Annotated in this window: 15 protein-coding genes and 1 pseudogene; 15 read left to right on the top strand and 1 reads right to left on the bottom strand. The window is 38.4% G+C overall.

Going from position 1 to position 16,575, the window contains the following annotated elements:
* The first annotated feature begins 533 nt into the window (after positions 1-533).
* The 7 genes and pseudogenes from ACLV7Q_RS08245 (at position 534) to ACLV7Q_RS08215 (ending at position 7,882) form a co-directional block, all read left to right on the top strand.
* Entirely contained in the window at positions 534-3,050 is a 2,517-nt protein-coding gene (locus ACLV7Q_RS08245) for a lanthionine synthetase LanC family protein (RefSeq protein ID WP_218757146.1), read from the top strand.
* Positions 3,047-4,267, top strand: coding sequence for an MFS transporter (locus ACLV7Q_RS08240; RefSeq protein WP_050975255.1), 1,221 nt, complete (start codon positions 3,047-3,049; stop codon positions 4,265-4,267). Before ACLV7Q_RS08245 ends, ACLV7Q_RS08240 begins: the two co-directional genes overlap by 4 nt.
* A 26-nt stretch (positions 4,268-4,293) precedes the next feature.
* Positions 4,294-4,422: pseudogene (locus ACLV7Q_RS08235) on the top strand (phosphatase PAP2 family protein); the annotation flags it as partial.
* A 27-nt stretch (positions 4,423-4,449) separates the two neighbouring features.
* A complete protein-coding gene (locus tag ACLV7Q_RS08230; protein WP_173307091.1) occupies positions 4,450-4,869 on the top strand; it encodes a chromosome partitioning protein ParB in 420 nt (139 codons plus the stop codon).
* Positions 4,870-4,873: 4 nt separating this feature from the next.
* A complete protein-coding gene (locus ACLV7Q_RS08225; RefSeq protein WP_218757197.1) occupies positions 4,874-5,323 on the top strand; it encodes a GNAT family N-acetyltransferase in 450 nt (149 codons plus the stop codon).
* Between the two features lie 127 nt (positions 5,324-5,450).
* Positions 5,451-6,038: a DNA-directed RNA polymerase subunit delta gene (gene rpoE, locus ACLV7Q_RS08220; RefSeq protein WP_218757145.1), complete on the top strand. Its 588-nt coding sequence runs from the start codon at positions 5,451-5,453 to the stop codon at positions 6,036-6,038.
* 236 nt (positions 6,039-6,274) lie between these two features.
* Entirely contained in the window at positions 6,275-7,882 is a 1,608-nt protein-coding gene (locus ACLV7Q_RS08215; protein ID WP_000105246.1) for a CTP synthase, read from the top strand.
* Positions 7,883-8,250: 368 nt separating this feature from the next.
* Here the strand turns inward: ACLV7Q_RS08215 and ACLV7Q_RS08210 are convergent, their stop codons facing one another.
* Positions 8,251-9,882: a Na/Pi cotransporter family protein gene (locus ACLV7Q_RS08210; RefSeq protein ID WP_218757144.1), complete on the bottom strand. Its 1,632-nt coding sequence runs from the start codon at positions 9,880-9,882 to the stop codon at positions 8,251-8,253.
* Positions 9,883-10,121: 239 nt separating this feature from the next.
* Here ACLV7Q_RS08210 and ACLV7Q_RS08205 point away from each other — a divergent pair, with 239 nt between their 5' ends.
* The 8 genes from ACLV7Q_RS08205 (at position 10,122) to hrcA (ending at position 16,557) form a co-directional block, all read left to right on the top strand.
* Positions 10,122-11,318 carry a phosphoglycerate kinase gene (locus tag ACLV7Q_RS08205; protein ID WP_001096743.1) on the top strand — a complete coding sequence of 399 codons (1,197 nt, stop codon included), beginning with the start codon at positions 10,122-10,124 and terminating at the stop codon, positions 11,316-11,318.
* A gap of 135 nt (positions 11,319-11,453) precedes the next feature.
* Positions 11,454-11,981: an FUSC family protein gene (locus ACLV7Q_RS08200; protein WP_000119915.1), complete on the top strand. Its 528-nt coding sequence runs from the start codon at positions 11,454-11,456 to the stop codon at positions 11,979-11,981.
* Positions 11,982-12,057: 76 nt separating this feature from the next.
* Complete coding sequence (gene glnR / locus ACLV7Q_RS08195; protein WP_000659547.1) at positions 12,058-12,414, top strand: transcriptional repressor GlnR; 357 nt, start codon at positions 12,058-12,060, stop codon at positions 12,412-12,414.
* Between the two features lie 36 nt (positions 12,415-12,450).
* Positions 12,451-13,797 carry a type I glutamate--ammonia ligase gene (glnA, locus tag ACLV7Q_RS08190; RefSeq protein ID WP_001122886.1) on the top strand — a complete coding sequence of 449 codons (1,347 nt, stop codon included), beginning with the start codon at positions 12,451-12,453 and terminating at the stop codon, positions 13,795-13,797.
* A gap of 122 nt (positions 13,798-13,919) precedes the next feature.
* Positions 13,920-14,240 (top strand): PadR family transcriptional regulator, encoded by a 321-nt coding sequence (locus tag ACLV7Q_RS08185; protein ID WP_061438719.1) that lies wholly within the window; start codon positions 13,920-13,922, stop codon positions 14,238-14,240.
* Positions 14,240-14,815: a DUF2812 domain-containing protein gene (locus ACLV7Q_RS08180; protein WP_218757143.1), complete on the top strand. Its 576-nt coding sequence runs from the start codon at positions 14,240-14,242 to the stop codon at positions 14,813-14,815. Before ACLV7Q_RS08185 ends, ACLV7Q_RS08180 begins: the two co-directional genes overlap by 1 nt.
* 34 nt (positions 14,816-14,849) lie before the next feature.
* Positions 14,850-15,362 carry a DUF2812 domain-containing protein gene (locus tag ACLV7Q_RS08175; protein WP_218757142.1) on the top strand — a complete coding sequence of 171 codons (513 nt, stop codon included), beginning with the start codon at positions 14,850-14,852 and terminating at the stop codon, positions 15,360-15,362.
* A gap of 160 nt (positions 15,363-15,522) precedes the next feature.
* Complete coding sequence (hrcA, locus tag ACLV7Q_RS08170; RefSeq protein ID WP_000255756.1) at positions 15,523-16,557, top strand: heat-inducible transcriptional repressor HrcA; 1,035 nt, start codon at positions 15,523-15,525, stop codon at positions 16,555-16,557.
* The last annotated feature ends 18 nt before the right edge of the window (positions 16,558-16,575 follow it).

The raw sequence follows: 16,575 nt of genomic DNA, 5'->3' as shown, positions 1-16,575 counted from the left end.
AATTGAGTTTTACTTTCAAAAATAAATCAGATTCTGATGGAGGATTTAGTCCTTAAGTGTTGTATTAGTGTATTGAGACTTCATTTATCTGGATGTTGAAGTTTTGCTTGTGAGATTTATCTAAAAAACTCTTTAACTATATTTATAAAGGCTTTATAGAATTTTCCTTTCCGGAAAAAGAATTCTAAATAAAATTAGGAGAATTACCATGGAAACATTGTCAAATCTTGAGATGTTACCAGTTGCACCTCTTCCTACGCAAGTTGAAAGATTATGCGACTTTACATGCTCGGTTACAGTCGGTTAGTCTTAAATGCTTTTAGAACCTCTTCTTATTGAAATGTTGATGTCTGCATATAAAATATTTCATAATTCTTTATAGTTTGACAGTTCATTTTTAAGAAGTTCAAGTTTAATAGGCGCTTTCATGTATTTAATCAATTGTAGATTATTTACGAAAGTTTAAGATAGTTTAATTATATAGGAGAGGTGGGTTAGTCTACTTCTCTTTCTTTATATACGAGGAGTAATTAATGGATGTTCTTGAGAATTCAATACAACAATTTGATTCTAAAGTTAAGTATGTTTCTTCTGACTGGGTTTATTTTGGCTATAATAAGAATTTATCAGATTCGGGATGGAAAATTCACATAAGTTCACAAATGAAAGATGCGGTTAGTATCTTTACACTAGTAGCATCTTTTTTACGCGAAATTGAATGTTCATTTAAAGTTGTTAAGGATATTGAAAGTTTAAAAAAGATTAACTCTCCACGAGAAACGTCACCTATAGCCAATAAATTTATGGCAATTTATCCTGCAAATGACAAGCAAGCTCGTGAAATAATATTAGCGTTACGTGAGAAACTTGCTATATATTTTTCTCCAAGAATATTGTCTGATTTTCAATGTGGAAAATATTCACCACTGCACTATAGATTTGGTTCATTTAAAAAAATACAAGAATATGATGAAAAAAATCACAAAATTATTTATTTGTTGAAAAACGAGGAGGGGAATTGGGTAGAAGATGTTCGTAAAAATTTTCCTGTGATACCTGATTGGAAGGAGGATCTTTTTACTCCAGAAGAGAAGCAGGAGTTATTTGGAGAGATAGGGAAAATACCTGAGAATCATTTAATAAATAACTATAAATTTGAAATAATATTAAAAAAATCTAACAGAGGGAATGTATATAGAGCTAAAAAGAAAGATACTGGGGAAAAAGTTATTGTGAAACAAGTGCGCCCTTTTGTCAGCAACGATGTTGAGGGGAAGCATTTTGCTATCGATGAGATAAAAAATGAAGTTAATATGTTGAAAACATTAGATTCTCAGCTTTATACGGCAAACTTTATAGATGAGTTTGAAGTTGATGGAGACTATTTTGTTGTTCAAAGTTTTATTGAAGGATATAGTTATTTTGATTTAATTGGGGAAGAAAGGTTTTCTTATAGAACAAAATTAAAATTAATAGATAATTTAATATCAATTGTTAATTCTATTCATAGTTTAGGATATAAGATTGTAGACTTATCGCCTACAAATTTTATTTATAGAGAAGATGGTTCTATATTTTTAATAGATTTAGAGAATGTATCTCTGATAAAAGATGTACGACGATATGTAAAAACCCCTTTTATGGTAAATCCAGATAATGACCTATCTGAGAGTTCGATTAATCAAGATTATTTTGCTGTAGCCATGACTAGTTTTGCTATTTTGGTTGGTAGAACATTAGTTTTTTCGTCGGGAGACAATCTATACGATATTAGTTGTATTGATAAAATAAAACAAGCGTTACGAATCGCTAAAAATATGGAATATATATCAGAGAGTGTGTATTACTGGTTGATTTATCTGTTGAATTTAAGTGAAGCGAAAGAATCTACTAATATAATAAAGAAAATTAATGAAATTGAAATTTTGAATATTGATATGTCAGAGGTGGATTTTAATGTTAGTTGTTATGATTTTAAAAAGGAATCTGAGAAAGTAGCACATTTTATTTTATCACAAAATATTGATAGCACAGGTCGTCTTTTACCTTCAAATGAATTTGGAGAATTTGTTAACCCGATATCTTTTCAGCACGGACTGTCTGGTTATATAATATTTGTTACTCAATGTTTATCGTCTTCTGAACTGAAGTTAGTTAAGCAATGGGTTCAAAAGATAGAAATAACAAGAGGTAGCAAGAGTTATCTGTATCAAAATTCATTGTATTTTGGTGTGTCAGGATTTTTATGGGCTTTAATATTATTGTTTGAAAGAACAGGTGATATTTTTTATAAAAATAAAGCTACTAGTCTAGTAAATGAGATATTGTTAGATTATGACAACATTGGTAAGCAGGATTTTGTTTTAGGAAAGGCAGGTGTTTTGCTATCTCTTATGAGGTATTATGAGTTGGAAGAAACCGCCTATCTCGAAGAATTTATCCATACTGCAATTTCTGAACTTGAAGAGGAAATCGGTAAGGATTTTTCACAATATAATTCCTTGTTTGATTATAGTTTTGCTCATGGAAAAGCAGGAATAGCATATGTTTTGAATGAATATAAAATTTTATTTGATAGTAAGAAATATGATTCCATAATAAGTATTTTTACAGAAGAAATTGCAAAAATATTGTCACAAGAAATTTTGAAAAATAAAAATAGCTATAATAATTTAGAGCTATCTTGGTGTGATGGACTATCAGGATTGATTCTATATCTTTGTTTGGTCGAACCTCTAAAATACTCCAAGTTAATTTCGGAGGCTAGAGTGGTGATTCTTAACCACCACCTGAGTATGGAAACATGTTATTGCCATGGCATTGCTAGTCTGTTACAAACTTATGCGTATGTATTTGGATATAAAGATAAGAATGATATAGTTCAGTTGCTTCTTACTAAGTCTTTTAGAAAGTATGATGAACTTCTTGTTTTTCAAAGTGAGAATCGAAATTACGATTATTTTGATTTTGGTATTGGAACTTTGGGAATATATTGGGCACTGTTAGGATTTCAATTTCCTTTTGAACTGAAGAAGGAGGCAAACCAATGAATACTTTTTTGACCAATAAAAGTTATCGAATGTTGCTGATTAATCAATGGGTTTCGTCATTTGGTGATACGCTGTTTTATATTTCCTTTATTTCGTATGTATCGGAATATAAATTTGCTTCATTAGCTGTTCTTTGTATAACAGTTTCGGAGACTTTGCCACAGATTTCTCAGTTGTTCACAGGTGTTATTGCCGATTTTCAAAAAAATCGTGTTGCAAAATATATTGCTATATTGGCAAGTAAGTTTCTGCTTTATACTCTATTGACACTGTTTGTAGCGGATAAGAACTTCTCTATGGGGATGGTTCTCCTTATTTGCGGAATCAATCTTTTATCAGATACCATGAGTTATTTTGCAGGTGCTATGATTTCTCCTTTGTATGTGAGGATTATCGGAGATGATATGACAGATGCTATGGGGTTTAGACAGGCAACTGCTGGCGTAGTTAATATTCTCAGCAACCTTATAGGTGGAGTTTTGATTGGGGTTATCAGTCTTAAGATGTTTGTAGGTTTGAATGCTTTGACCTTTCTTTTTGCACTGTTGGGTGTGGTGTTTATTCGTACTTCTTTGAGAGATATTGAGGGACAGATGGAGGTTGGTAAAAGATTAACCGCAAAATCTTTTGGAGAGCATTTCCTCCATTCAATGAAGATATTGTCAAGTTTTCCAGCAATTATCAAATTAATATTCATTGCAGCTATGAACCAAGTGATTTTAAGCATTATTACCCCTTTAACGACCTTGATGTTAATCCATCATCCATTTATCTTCTTTGACACTGGGAAATCCATTGCAGCATTGTCAGTGGTTATTTTTTCAGGAACGATTGTGGGAAGTTTTTTGAGTGGAGGTATCCTAAAAAATATTCCCATAAAAATGATTGTCTACTTTGAAGAAATTATGCATCTCTGTATTCTCTTTTCTTGGTTGACCAATCATTTCCTCCTTTTATTGGTAGTTGTCTTCTTATGTGCAGTTGCAGTAGGAATGATGGGGCCTCGGATTTTCAACCTTGTATTCTCGATGGTTCCAGAAGAAGTCATGGGAACCATCCAGTCAGTGCTTGGAGTATTCAATGTTGTTGTACCAGGAATTCTTAGCATGATCATCGTTGCCTTAGCGAGTGCTACAAACCTAAAAATCACAGTGCTTCCACTTTTTATTTTTGTATTGACTGCCTTAGCGATTGTGAGAGCAATGAAAATAGAGTAATAGTAGTATGAACTATTGTCTCTTTTTGGGTGGGAGTTCATTATCCATCAGATGTCCTTGCCAGTCTCTGTGTGGGCTTGGGAGTCTTGTTTATCGAATTTCCCTTCTATGACAAGCTCCGCTTCCAATGGCGATTTAAAGGCAAGCAGAAGTGAGTATCAAATTCCTTTGAGGAGAAAGAAATGAAAGTCAATATAGCAGATCTTCATCCGACTCAACTATACTTATCAGAAAAGAAACTAGCAGGCATCCAGACACTTTATCAGTCTGTAGAATTAAACAATGTTGATCCAATTAGTATTCTTGCGTTCGGAGATTGCTTGTTGATTACAGATGGACATCACAGGGCTTATCAGGCTTTATTGGCAGGTCAGGATACGATTTCTGCTGAGTGGGATAGAGATGGTGGTGATGAACTATATCATCTCTATGCGCAAGCCTGCGAAGAAAGAAAAATCTACTCTGTTCTGGATTTAAAAAATCATATCTTAGCTCAAGATGAGTATGAAGCAAAATGGTATAACTGGTGTGATGGTTTTAATCAAGCAGCAACTCTTTTGTTGAAAAGGAAAGCAGATGAAACGGATTTTACAAATAGATAATGCACTGCGTCTTGTTCCTTATTATAAGGTCAATCATTGTGAAGAAGCTTTTGCTTGGTATCAGGATGTGAACTTGGTTTACCTCGTAGATGGTGTGAAGAGACCTTATAGTCAAGAAACTTTGGAAGCTATGTATTCCCATTTGGATCAGCATGGTGAACTTTTTTGGATTGAAGTCAAGGAGAAGGGAGAATGGTTTCCAATTGGGGATGTTACACTATCTCAGGATAATCTCCCTATTGTGATTGGGAATCCCGCTTACCAACATCGAGGGCTTGGGAAAAAGGTTCTAAGTACTTTGATTGAATTGGCTCGAGTAAAAGGATGGAAAGAATTGAGAGTCAAGGAAATCTACACCTACAATCATGCTTCTAGGAGGTGTTTCAAGTCGCTTGGATTTGTGGAAAATGGAGCAACAGAAAAAGGAATGAGTTTTATATTGAAAATAGTCTAATCCTGCCACTTTCTCCCCCTTAACCTTTGACTATTCTGCAAAATTATCGTAAAATAAAGAGTAAATGATAAAATGAGGTCAGAGTCTGTTCGCTCTGGCGATAGTAGTATAAATGAGGAGAAACGCTTTGGAATTAGAAGTATTTGCTGGGCAAGAAAAAAGTGAACTATCTATGATTGAGGTAGCGCGTGCTATCTTGGAACTTCGTGGTCGCGACCATGAGATGCATTTTAGCGATCTTGTAAACGAAATTCAAAACTACCTTGGGACATCAAACAGCGATATCCGCGAAGCCTTGCCTTTGTTCTACACAGAGTTGAACTTTGACGGTAGCTTCATCTCACTTGGAGACAACAAATGGGGGCTTCGTTCATGGTATGGTGTGGACGAAATTGACGAAGAAATTATCGCTCTTGAAGAAAATGACGACGATGAAGTAGCACCAAAAGCTAAGAAAAAACGTGTCAATGCCTTCATGGACGGCGATTCAGATGCTATTGACTACAATACAGATGATCCAGAAGACGAAGACGCATACGAAGCAGATCCAGCTCTTTCATACGATGATGAAAATCCAGATGATGAGAAAAATGAAGTGGAAGCTTACGATGCAGAAATTAACGAAATCGCCCCAGATGACTTGGGTGAAGACGTGGATCTCAACGAAGACGACGACGATTTTTCAGATGATGATGCTGAAACCAGCGAGGAATAAAAGTTAGCTATTGACAATTATCCTATTTTTAGGTATCATATTGTTCGGGCACCTCTTTTAGAGGTCGGGGCTCCCTAGTTCTTAGGGAGCTATTTTTGTTTTTTCAAGAAGTTATCTTCTTGTATTTTAGTTGTGAATCTGGTGCAGTAGTCCCAGATTATTCTTATTAGTAGGCTCTTGTTTTCTATGTCCCCTCGTAGTCAGCAAGACCTTGAGCATTTTAGAAAGAGGAATCTATGTCTACGAAATATATTTTTGTAACTGGTGGTGTGGTGTCGTCTATTGGGAAAGGGATTGTGGCAGCAAGTCTGGGTCGTCTCTTGAAAAATCGTGGTCTGAAAGTAACCATTCAAAAGTTTGACCCTTATATCAATATTGATCCGGGAACTATGAGCCCTTACCAGCACGGGGAAGTTTTTGTGACAGATGACGGAGCTGAGACAGATTTGGACTTGGGTCACTATGAACGTTTCATCGATATCAATCTTAACAAATATTCCAACGTGACAACTGGTAAAATTTATAGTGAAGTTCTTCGTAAGGAACGCCGTGGAGAATACCTTGGGGCAACTGTTCAGGTTATTCCTCATATCACAGATGCTTTAAAAGAAAAAATCAAGCGTGCCGCTCTAACGACCGACTCTGATGTCATTATCACAGAGGTTGGTGGAACTGTTGGGGATATTGAGTCCTTGCCATTCCTAGAGGCCCTTCGCCAGATGAAGGCAGATGTTGGTGCGGATAATGTCATGTACATTCATACAACCTTGCTTCCTTACCTCAAGGCTGCTGGTGAAATGAAAACCAAACCAACCCAACACTCTGTCAAAGAATTACGTGGCTTGGGAATCCAGCCAAATATGTTGGTTATTCGTACAGAAGAGCCAGCTGGTCAAGGAATTAAAAACAAACTAGCACAGTTCTGTGATGTGGCACCAGAAGCCGTTATCGAATCGTTGGATGTTGAACACCTTTACCAAATTCCATTGAACTTGCAGGCGCAAGGTATGGACCAAATTGTCTGTGACCACTTAAAACTAGATGCACCAGTAGCAGATATGACAGAATGGTCAGCCATGGTGGATAAGGTCATGAACCTCAAGAAACAAGTTAAAATTTCCCTTGTCGGTAAGTATGTTGAATTGCAAGATGCCTACATCTCAGTGGTCGAAGCCTTGAAACACTCTGGTTATGCCAACGACGCAGAAGTGAAAATCAATTGGATCAATGCCAATGATGTGACAGCAGAGAATGTGGCAGAGCTCTTGTCTGATGCGGACGGAATCATCGTACCAGGTGGTTTTGGCCAACGTGGTACGGAAGGGAAAATCCAAGCCATCCGCTATGCGCGTGAGAATGATGTTCCAATGTTGGGTGTCTGCTTGGGAATGCAGTTGACTTGTATCGAGTTTGCTCGTCACGTTTTAGGACTCGAAGGTGCCAATTCTGCAGAACTTGCACCAGAAACAAAATACCCTATCATTGATATCATGCGTGATCAGATTGATGTTGAGGATATGGGGGGAACCCTTCGTTTGGGGCTTTATCCATCTAAGTTGAAACGTGGCTCTAAGGCTGCGGCTGCTTATCACAATCAAGAAGTGGTGCAACGCCGTCACCGTCACCGCTATGAGTTTAACAACGCCTTCCGTGAGCAGTTTGAGGCAGCAGGCTTTGTCTTCTCAGGAGTTTCTCCAGACAATCGTTTGGTCGAAATTGTGGAAATTCCTGAAAATAAATTCTTTGTAGCGTGTCAGTATCACCCTGAACTGTCAAGCCGTCCAAATCGCCCAGAAGAACTCTACACTGCCTTTGTCACTGCAGCGGTTGAGAACAGCAATTAGCTAGATTAGAACCTTTGAGAAGAATCTCAGAGGTTTTTTGCATACGATGATATTGCAGTATATCTGAGTTAGGAGTTCTCTGTATGTACCTGCTACCCTTGAAATCAATAGCGACTCCCTCTTGCCCTGTGCTAGTGAATGGATTTATCAGTATATTGAAATGAAATAAAATCTGAACAAATTAATTCGGGAATCCAAATCAATTTATAGAAATATTTTAGCAGTCAAGGTGTACTGTTATAGATTCAATACACTATACTTTTTTAATTTAATCCACTATATCTGCAGAATGATCTTTCAGTTTCATTCATCCTAGTCGTACTTAGGAAAAGCAAAAAGCCATCCTATTCAGGATAGCTTCTTGGTTCTTAGATTTGTTCTGCAAAAACCTTTTCAGCAAGGTTCATAGCGTGGTCTGATACACGGGTGTAGTGGGAGATGATGTCGATAAAGTTGACCCCAGCTTGTGTTGAACATTCGCCCTTGTTGAGGCGTTTGATGTGAGTTTTTCTGAGAACACGTTCTATCTTATTGATTGCTTCATGACGTTCTACAAGACTGCGTGCTTTTTCAATATCATTGTTTTCCACACTATCCAGAGCATCTTTGATAAAGTCACTAGTTTGACGATAAACTTCCTCTAATTCTTTCAAGGCGGCATCAGAAAATTCAACATTTTTCCGTTGAAGGTAGTCAGTCAGATTGAGTAGAGCCTCTGCGTGGTCCCCAATCCGTTCCAAATCACGGGATGAATCAAGGATGTTGGTGAGCACTTCGCTTTCTTTTTGACTGAGCGCTTCGCTTGACAGGGCAATGAGATAACGTGTTAATTGCTCATCGATGGTGTTAATGGCTTCTTCTGTTTTATGCCCTTTTTCAGCTGCCTTTTCATCCAAGTCAATGATATATTTATAGGAAAGATCAAAGGCTTTAGCAGCGTAGTTTCCTAAGTGCAAGAGCTCTTTCTTAGCATTTCCGAGAGCAATAGATGGGGCTTGTTTGATGAAATGTTCATCAAGATATAAGGGTTCGTATTTGACAACCTCGTCCTCTCCAGGAATAATCTTGGTTACAAAGTAAGCCAGAGCTCCGATAAATGGAAATTGGACAATGGTATTGGTAATATTAAAGGTTCCGTGAGCAAAGGCGATGGTCATTTCCGGTGCTAGATTTAGCGTAGATTCAAACCAATGAATCAAGCCAGTGAAAGGTACAAGGAAGACAATACAGATAACCGTACCAATCACGTTAAAGGCGACATGGGCACCAGCAACACGTTTGGCGGCGATATTGGCTCCAAGAGAAGCAATAATAGCTGTAATGGTCGTTCCGATATTATCACCAAATAGAACTGGCAAAGCTCCTTGCAGGTCAATGAGATTGCTGGCGTAGAGGTTTTGTAAAATCCCGATGGTAGCCGAGGAAGCTTGAATGAGTAGGGTTAGTCCAGTTCCGACAAAGACACCCAAAACAGGATTCTTACTTAGCTCAATCATATAGTCTTTAAAGACCTGTAAATCTTTGAGTGGAGCCATTGCACCGCTCATGAGATTGAGGGCAAAAAAGATACCACCGACACCAAAGAGGATGCGTCCGATATTATTGACTGTTCGATTTTTTGTAAAGAAGAGGCAGACAGCACCGATAAAGAGCATAGGCAGGGCATAGTCACCTAGTTTAAACCCAATAAGAAAGGATGTGACTGTTGTCCCAATATTAGCTCCCATGACAATCCCGATAGCCTGACGTAAGGTTAGGAGACCGGCACTGACCAGACCGACTGTGATAACTGTTACACCAGAACTAGACTGAATTAGAGCAGTCATCCCAATACCAACCAGAACTCCAAAGAAAGGATTGCTAGTATATTTGTCAATGTAAAAACGAAGGCGATCTCCAGCAGCTTGTTGCAGACCGTCTCCCATGGTCTTGATACTATATAAGAATAGTCCCAGACCACCTAAAAAGTGAAATAAAATTTCCTGCCAATTAATGGACATTTCTTTTTCCTCCGAAAAATAATCGCGGAATATCTCCTATTCTATTTTAAAGGATAAAAGTAAATCTAACAAGTGTTAAGCTAAGATTTTAGAAAGAAAATTCGTGAGAAAAAGTAAAAATAATAGACTCTAGCATGACATGAAGATTAAATATCGAAAAATCTTGTGAAATCTTTCCTTATATTTCCAAAGTGTGATATAATAGTTTCGAATAAAATAAATAAAGGGGTTTTTGTAACATGGCAAAACTTACTGTTAAAGACGTTGACTTGAAAGGTAAAAAAGTCCTCGTTCGTGTTGACTTCAACGTACCATTGAAAGATGGCGTAATCACTAACGACAACCGTATCACAGCAGCTCTTCCAACTATTAAGTACATCATCGAACAAGGTGGACGTGCAATTCTTTTCTCTCACCTTGGACGTGTGAAAGAAGAAGCTGATAAAGCTGGTAAATCACTTGCTCCTGTAGCTGCTGACTTGGCTGCTAAATTGGGTCAAGATGTTGTTTTCCCAGGTGTCACTCGTGGTGCTGAATTGGAAGCAGCAATCAACGCTCTTGAAGATGGACAAGTTCTCTTGGTTGAAAACACTCGTTACGAAGATGTTGACGGCAAAAAAGAATCTAAAAACGATCCTGAACTTGGTAAATACTGGGCATCACTTGGAGATGGTATCTTCGTAAACGATGCATTCGGTACAGCTCACCGTGCACACGCATCTAACGTTGGTATCTCAGCAAACGTTGAAAAAGCAGTTGCTGGTTTCCTTCTTGAAAACGAAATTGCTTACATCCAAGAAGCAGTTGAAACTCCAGAACGTCCATTCGTAGCGATCCTTGGTGGTTCAAAAGTTTCAGACAAGATTGGTGTTATCGAAAACTTGCTTGAAAAAGCTGATAAAGTCCTTATCGGTGGTGGTATGACTTACACATTCTACAAAGCACAAGGTATCGAAATTGGTAACTCACTTGTAGAAGAAGACAAATTGGATGTTGCGAAAGCTCTTCTTGAAAAAGCAAACGGCAAATTGATCTTGCCAGTTGACTCAAAAGAAGCAAACGCATTTGCTGGTTACACTGAAGTGCGTGACACTGAAGGTGAAGCAGTTTCTGAAGGCTTCCTTGGTCTTGACATCGGTCCAAAATCTATCGCTAAATTTGACGAAGCTTTGACTGGTGCTAAAACAGTTGTATGGAACGGACCTATGGGTGTATTTGAAAACCCAGACTTCCAAGCTGGTACAATCGGTGTGATGGACGCTATCGTGAAACAACCAGGCGTTAAATCAATCATCGGTGGTGGTGACTCAGCTGCCGCAGCGATTAACCTTGGCCGTGCAGACAAGTTCTCATGGATCTCTACTGGTGGTGGTGCTTCAATGGAACTCCTTGAAGGTAAAGTTCTTCCAGGACTTGCAGCCTTGACAGAAAAATAAGATTTTATAACTAAATCAAAGAAGAGAGGGATGAAAGTTCCTCTTTTCTTTTGCTTAAAATAAAAACGTTTCCTCTCAACTATTGCTCATAAAATTAGCCAATTTATGATAAAATGGAAATAGAAAGTTGAGATTATGAGTTATTTTAAAAAATATAAATTCGATAAATCCCAGTTCAAACTTGGTATGCGAACCTTTAAAACAGGTATTGCTGTTTTTCTAGTTCTCTTGATTTTTGGCTTTTTTGGTTGGAAAGGTCTTCAAATCGGTGCTTTGACAGCCGTTTTTAGTCTGAGGGAGAGTTTTGATAAGAGTGTCCATTTCGGAACTTCGCGTATTCTAGGAAATAGTATCGGTGGCCTCTATGCCTTGGTCTTCTTCTTATTAAATACCTTTTTCCACGAAGCCTTTTGGGTGACCTTGGTAGTTGTTCCAATCTGCACCATGTTAACCATTATGACAAATGTAGCCATGAATAACAAAGCAGGGGTTATTGGTGGTGTAGCAGCTATGTTAATCATTACCCTATCGATCCCGAGTGGGGAAACAATTTTGTACGTGTTTGCGCGTGTATCAGAAACGTTCATGGGAGTTTTTGTCGCAATTCTCGTAAATTACGATATTGATCGTATTCGGCTCTTTTTAGAGAAAAAAGAAAAATAATGTTACATTTTATAACATTATCAATTGACGTTTGTCTTTTTTTAGACTATAATAGACAGAAAGAAGGAAATTGTAAATGAAGGAAAAAGAATTTCGCCGAAATATGGCTGTTTTTCCTATCGGCAGTGTTATGAAGTTGACCGATCTATCGGCGCGTCAGATTCGTTATTATGAAGATCAAGAGTTGATTAAGCCTGATCGAAACGAAGGGAACCGTCGCATGTATTCCTTGAATGACATGGATCGTCTGCTTGAAATCAAAGATTATATCTCTGAAGGTTATAATATCGCTGCCATTAAGAAAAAATATGCTGAACGTGAAGCGAAATCCAAAAAAGCGGTGAGTCAGACCGAAGTACGTCGTGCACTTCATAATGAACTCCTCCAACAGGGGCGCTTTGCTTCAGTACAGTCACCTTTTGGTCGCGGTTAGGCAACCGCAAGTAGTCATACATTAAGGAGAAAACTCATGCCAATCACAGCTGCAGATATTCGTCGTGAAGTCAAGGAAAAAAATGTTACCTTTATTCGTCTCATGTTTTCAGATATTTTGGGAACCATGAAAAACGTCGAAATTCCTGCTACAGATGAACAATTAGATAAGGTCTTGTCAAATAAGGCTATGTTTGATGGATCTTCTATTGAAGGTTTTGTACGTATCAATGAGTCAGATATGTACTTGTACCCAGACTTGGATACATGGACAGTCTTCCCTTGGGGAGATGAAAATGGAAGTGTTGCAGGTTTGATCTGTGATGTCTATACAACAGAAGGTGAACCATTTGCAGGGGACCCTCGTGGTAATTTGAAGCGTGCTCTTCGTCACATGGAAGAAGTAGGATTCAAATCCTTCAACCTTGGTCCAGAACCAGAATTCTTCCTATTCAAGCTCGATGAAAATGGGGACCCAACACTTGAAGTGAATGACAAGGGTGGCTACTTTGATTTGGCACCTACGGACCTTGCGGACAACACACGTCGTGAGATTGTCAATGTCTTGACCAAAATGGGATTTGAAGTAGAAGCCAGTCACCACGAGGTTGCGGTTGGACAACACGAGATTGACTTCAAGTACGATGAAGTTCTCCGTGCTTGTGATAAGATTCAAATCTTTAAGCTCGTTGTTAAAACTATTGCCCGCAAACACGGACTTTACGCAACCTTTATGGCCAAACCAAAATTTGGTATTGCTGGATCAGGTATGCACTGTAATATGTCCTTGTTTGATGCAGAAGGAAACAATGCCTTCTTTGATCCAAATGATCCAAAAGGAATGCAGTTGTCAGAAACGGCCTACCATTTCCTTGGTGGTTTGATCAAACATGCTTACAACTATACTGCTATCATGAACCCAACGGTTAACTCATACAAACGTTTGGTTCCGGGTTATGAAGCGCCTGTTTACATTGCTTGGGCTGGTCGTAACCGTTCGCCACTTGTGCGCGTGCCTGCTTCACGTGGTATGGGAACTCGTCTTGAGTTGCGTTCAGTGGATCCAATGGCTAATCCGTACATCGCTATGGCAGTTCTGTTGGAAGTTGGTTTGCATGGTATTGAAAACAAAATCGAAGCACCAGCTCCTATCGAAGAAAATATCTACATCATGACAGCAGAAGAGCGTAAGGAAGCTGGTATTACAGACCTTCCATCAACCCTTCACAACGCTTTGAAAGCTTTGACAGAAGATGAGGTTGTCAGAGCAGCTCTTGGAGAACATATCTATACTAGTTTCCTTGAGGCCAAACGAATCGAATGGGCAAGTTATGCAACCTTCGTTTCACAATGGGAAATTGATAATTATTTAGACCTTTACTAATACTAATATAGAAGGAAGATTGTCCGTGAGGATGATCTTTTTTTCTTGTATTTTATATCGAGGTGTGATATATTTTATATAACGAAGTGCGATATATCGAACTGGATAGGAGGTAGCTATAAATGGAATTGACGGATAAGATTCGTCGAGTTTATCTTCCGATGACGGAAACGGGCTTTTATATCTTGCTCTGTCTGCAAAAGGAAAGTCATGGTTATAGTATTACGCGAAAGGTCAAGGAGATGACAGATTCGCAAGTTTCGATTAGTCCTGGAACTATGTATGGGACCTTGTCAAAAATGGAAAAGGATGGTTTGATTTCCTTTGTCCGCGAAGAGGAAAAACGGAAAATCTATCAGATTACAGACTTGGGACGCAAAGTCTTAGATATTGAATTGAAACGTATTGAACGCCTCTACAGAAATAGTCGGGAGGAAGGATGATGGAAAAGAAAATTGTTTATCGAATTGCTACCATTGCGGATTATGATAGAGAGGCTTTATATCTTAGAAAAATGCATGCTGAGGGCTGGAAACTCAAGAAGGTAACCTACTCTAACTTAGTAGTTGCAGTTAAGTATACCTTTGAAAAGTGCCAACCGGAGCAGGTGTCTTATCAGTTGGACTTTTATCCCATGAAAAAATCCGATAGAGCCTCCTATTTACAATTATTTAAAGACTGTGGCTGGGAGCATATTACAGACTTTAATGGTTTTTCCTACTTTAGAAAACTTCATTCTGGAATTGAGTCGGATGCCGAGTTTGAAATTTATAATGACGCGGCCGGGAAGCTAGCTATGGTCAAACGGATTTTAACAATGCGGATGCTTCCTATTTTGCTTCTCTTTTTAGCTCTACTACCGGTTTTCTCAAAGTTTGTCGCTGGAGGTAGTTCTTTCAGTTGGGAAATGTTTTTGATTGTTATAATAGATGGTGTTTTATTGATAGTTCATTCGATTCAGATTTCTTATATTTTTGGGAGATTGTTTCAAAAGTGGAAAGAATTATCTGACAAATAAAACTATGTATGTTTTCTGATTTGGAGGTAAGGTAATGAATAGCAAAGTACAATTTCGGATTTTCACCATTGTTGATTTGGACAAGGAAGAAGAATATTTACATGAGATGCATTTGAAGGGTTGGAGATATAGAACGAGTCGTTTTGGTTTGTTCTATTTTGACCAATGTCAACCAGACGATGTCATCTACTGTATCTATGATTCTAGATTTCTTAAAAAATATAAGCATGAACTGCAAGATTTTAGAAATAGAGGTTGGGAATTGATAGAAAGAGGTTTTTGTTCGATTCTTCGTAAATCGTCTTCTAATTTACTTCCAGAGGATCAAGTCTATATGAGTAAGGGGCTCAGATGGGAAGTTATGCGATATAGATTTCGTTCATGTACAGTTGCTTTCTCAGGCGGTCTTGTTGTTTGTATGAGTTTGTTTCGAGAAGAACTGTCGCAATCTTTCTTTGTCATTTTTGCTCTATATTCCTTTATGATTTCTTATCTAATCCATAGTTTTTTCAGACTTAAAAGGAAATACCAAGTAGATGGGAGGTAGGGTTCTAGGTCTTTAGACTGATTTTTAGCACTCTTGATAAAAGAGTGCTAATTTTTTGAGTTTTTGTCTTGACATTCTCTTTTAAGGGTGTATAATAGAATCATAAGTTAGCACTTGAGTGTGTCGAGTGCTAATCGATCAGACAGAGAGGAGTGATGAGGTGGTTACAGAGCGTCAGCAGGATATTCTAAATCTGATTATTGACATCTTTACCAAAACGCACGAACCTGTCGGATCCAAAGCCTTGCAAGAGTCTATTAACTCTAGCAGTGCAACCATTCGTAATGACATGGCGGCTCTAGAAAAGCAAGGTTTGCTTGAGAAGGCTCATACTTCAAGTGGTCGGATGCCAAGTGTTGCTGGTTTTCAGTACTATGTAAAACACTCACTGGATTTTGACCGACTGGCTGAAAATGAGGTTTACGAGATTGTCAAAGCCTTTGATCAGGAATTCTTCAAGCTAGAAGATATTCTGCAAGAAGCTGCTAATCTACTGACAGACCTGAGTGGCTGTACGGTAGTAGCACTGGACGTTGAGCCGAGCAGACAACGATTGACAGCCTTTGATATCGTTGTTTTGGGGCAACATACAGCCTTGGCGGTATTCACCCTAGACGAGTCTCGAACGGTTACCAGTCAATTTCTGATTCCAAGGAACTTCTTGCAGGAGGATTTGCTGAAACTGAAGAACATTATTCAGGAACGTTTTCTCGGCCACACCGTGCTAGATATTCACTACAAGATTCGGACGGAGATTCCGCAGATTATCCAGCGTTACTTTACAACAACGGACAATGTTATCGATCTCTTTGAACATATCTTTAAGGAAATGTTCAACGAAAACATTGTGGTGGCGGGCAAGGTTAATCTCTTGAATTTTGCCAATCTAGCAGCCTATCAGTTCTTTGATCAACCGCAAAAGGTGGCTCTGGAGATTCGTGAGGGTTTGCATGAAGATCAGATGCAAAATGTTCGTGTTGCGGACAGTCAAGAGTCCTGTCTAGCTGACCTAGCGGTGATTAGTAGCAAGTTCCTCATTCCTTATCGGGGAGTTGGAATTCTAGCCATTATCGGTCCAGTCAATCTGGATTACCAACAGCTAATCAACCAAGTCAATGTGGTCAACCGTGTTTTGACCATGAAGTTGACAGATTTTTACCGCTACCTTAGTAGTAATCATTACGAAGTACATTAAGATTGAAATCATTAAAGG

Origin of the sequence: Streptococcus mitis (assembly GCF_965111725.1) — a bacterium.
GTDB classification, from domain to species: Bacteria; Bacillota; Bacilli; order Lactobacillales; family Streptococcaceae; genus Streptococcus; species Streptococcus mitis_DV.
The sequence above is the reverse complement of the archived record's forward strand: the minus strand, read 5'-3'. Positions and strand labels throughout refer to the sequence as shown.

Bases quoted from the DNA above. Each gene is read 5' to 3' on its own strand.
- ACLV7Q_RS08205 (WP_001096743.1), top strand. From the start codon at position 10,122: ATGGCAAAACTTACTGTTAAAGACGTTGACTTGAAAGGTAAAAAAGTC.
- ACLV7Q_RS08185 (WP_061438719.1), top strand. From the start codon at position 13,920: ATGGAATTGACGGATAAGATTCGTCGAGTTTATCTTCCGATGACGGAA.
- glnR (WP_000659547.1), top strand. From the start codon at position 12,058: ATGAAGGAAAAAGAATTTCGCCGAAATATGGCTGTTTTTCCTATCGGC.
- ACLV7Q_RS08210 (WP_218757144.1), bottom strand. From the start codon at position 9,882: ATGTCCATTAATTGGCAGGAAATTTTATTTCACTTTTTAGGTGGTCTG.
- ACLV7Q_RS08245 (WP_218757146.1), top strand. From the start codon at position 534: ATGGATGTTCTTGAGAATTCAATACAACAATTTGATTCTAAAGTTAAG.
- ACLV7Q_RS08175 (WP_218757142.1), top strand. From the start codon at position 14,850: ATGAATAGCAAAGTACAATTTCGGATTTTCACCATTGTTGATTTGGAC.
- ACLV7Q_RS08230 (WP_173307091.1), top strand. From the start codon at position 4,450: ATGAAAGTCAATATAGCAGATCTTCATCCGACTCAACTATACTTATCA.
- glnA (WP_001122886.1), top strand. From the start codon at position 12,451: ATGCCAATCACAGCTGCAGATATTCGTCGTGAAGTCAAGGAAAAAAAT.
- ACLV7Q_RS08200 (WP_000119915.1), top strand. From the start codon at position 11,454: ATGAGTTATTTTAAAAAATATAAATTCGATAAATCCCAGTTCAAACTT.
- ACLV7Q_RS08240 (WP_050975255.1), top strand. From the start codon at position 3,047: ATGAATACTTTTTTGACCAATAAAAGTTATCGAATGTTGCTGATTAAT.
- ACLV7Q_RS08215 (WP_000105246.1), top strand. From the start codon at position 6,275: ATGTCTACGAAATATATTTTTGTAACTGGTGGTGTGGTGTCGTCTATT.
- ACLV7Q_RS08180 (WP_218757143.1), top strand. From the start codon at position 14,240: ATGGAAAAGAAAATTGTTTATCGAATTGCTACCATTGCGGATTATGAT.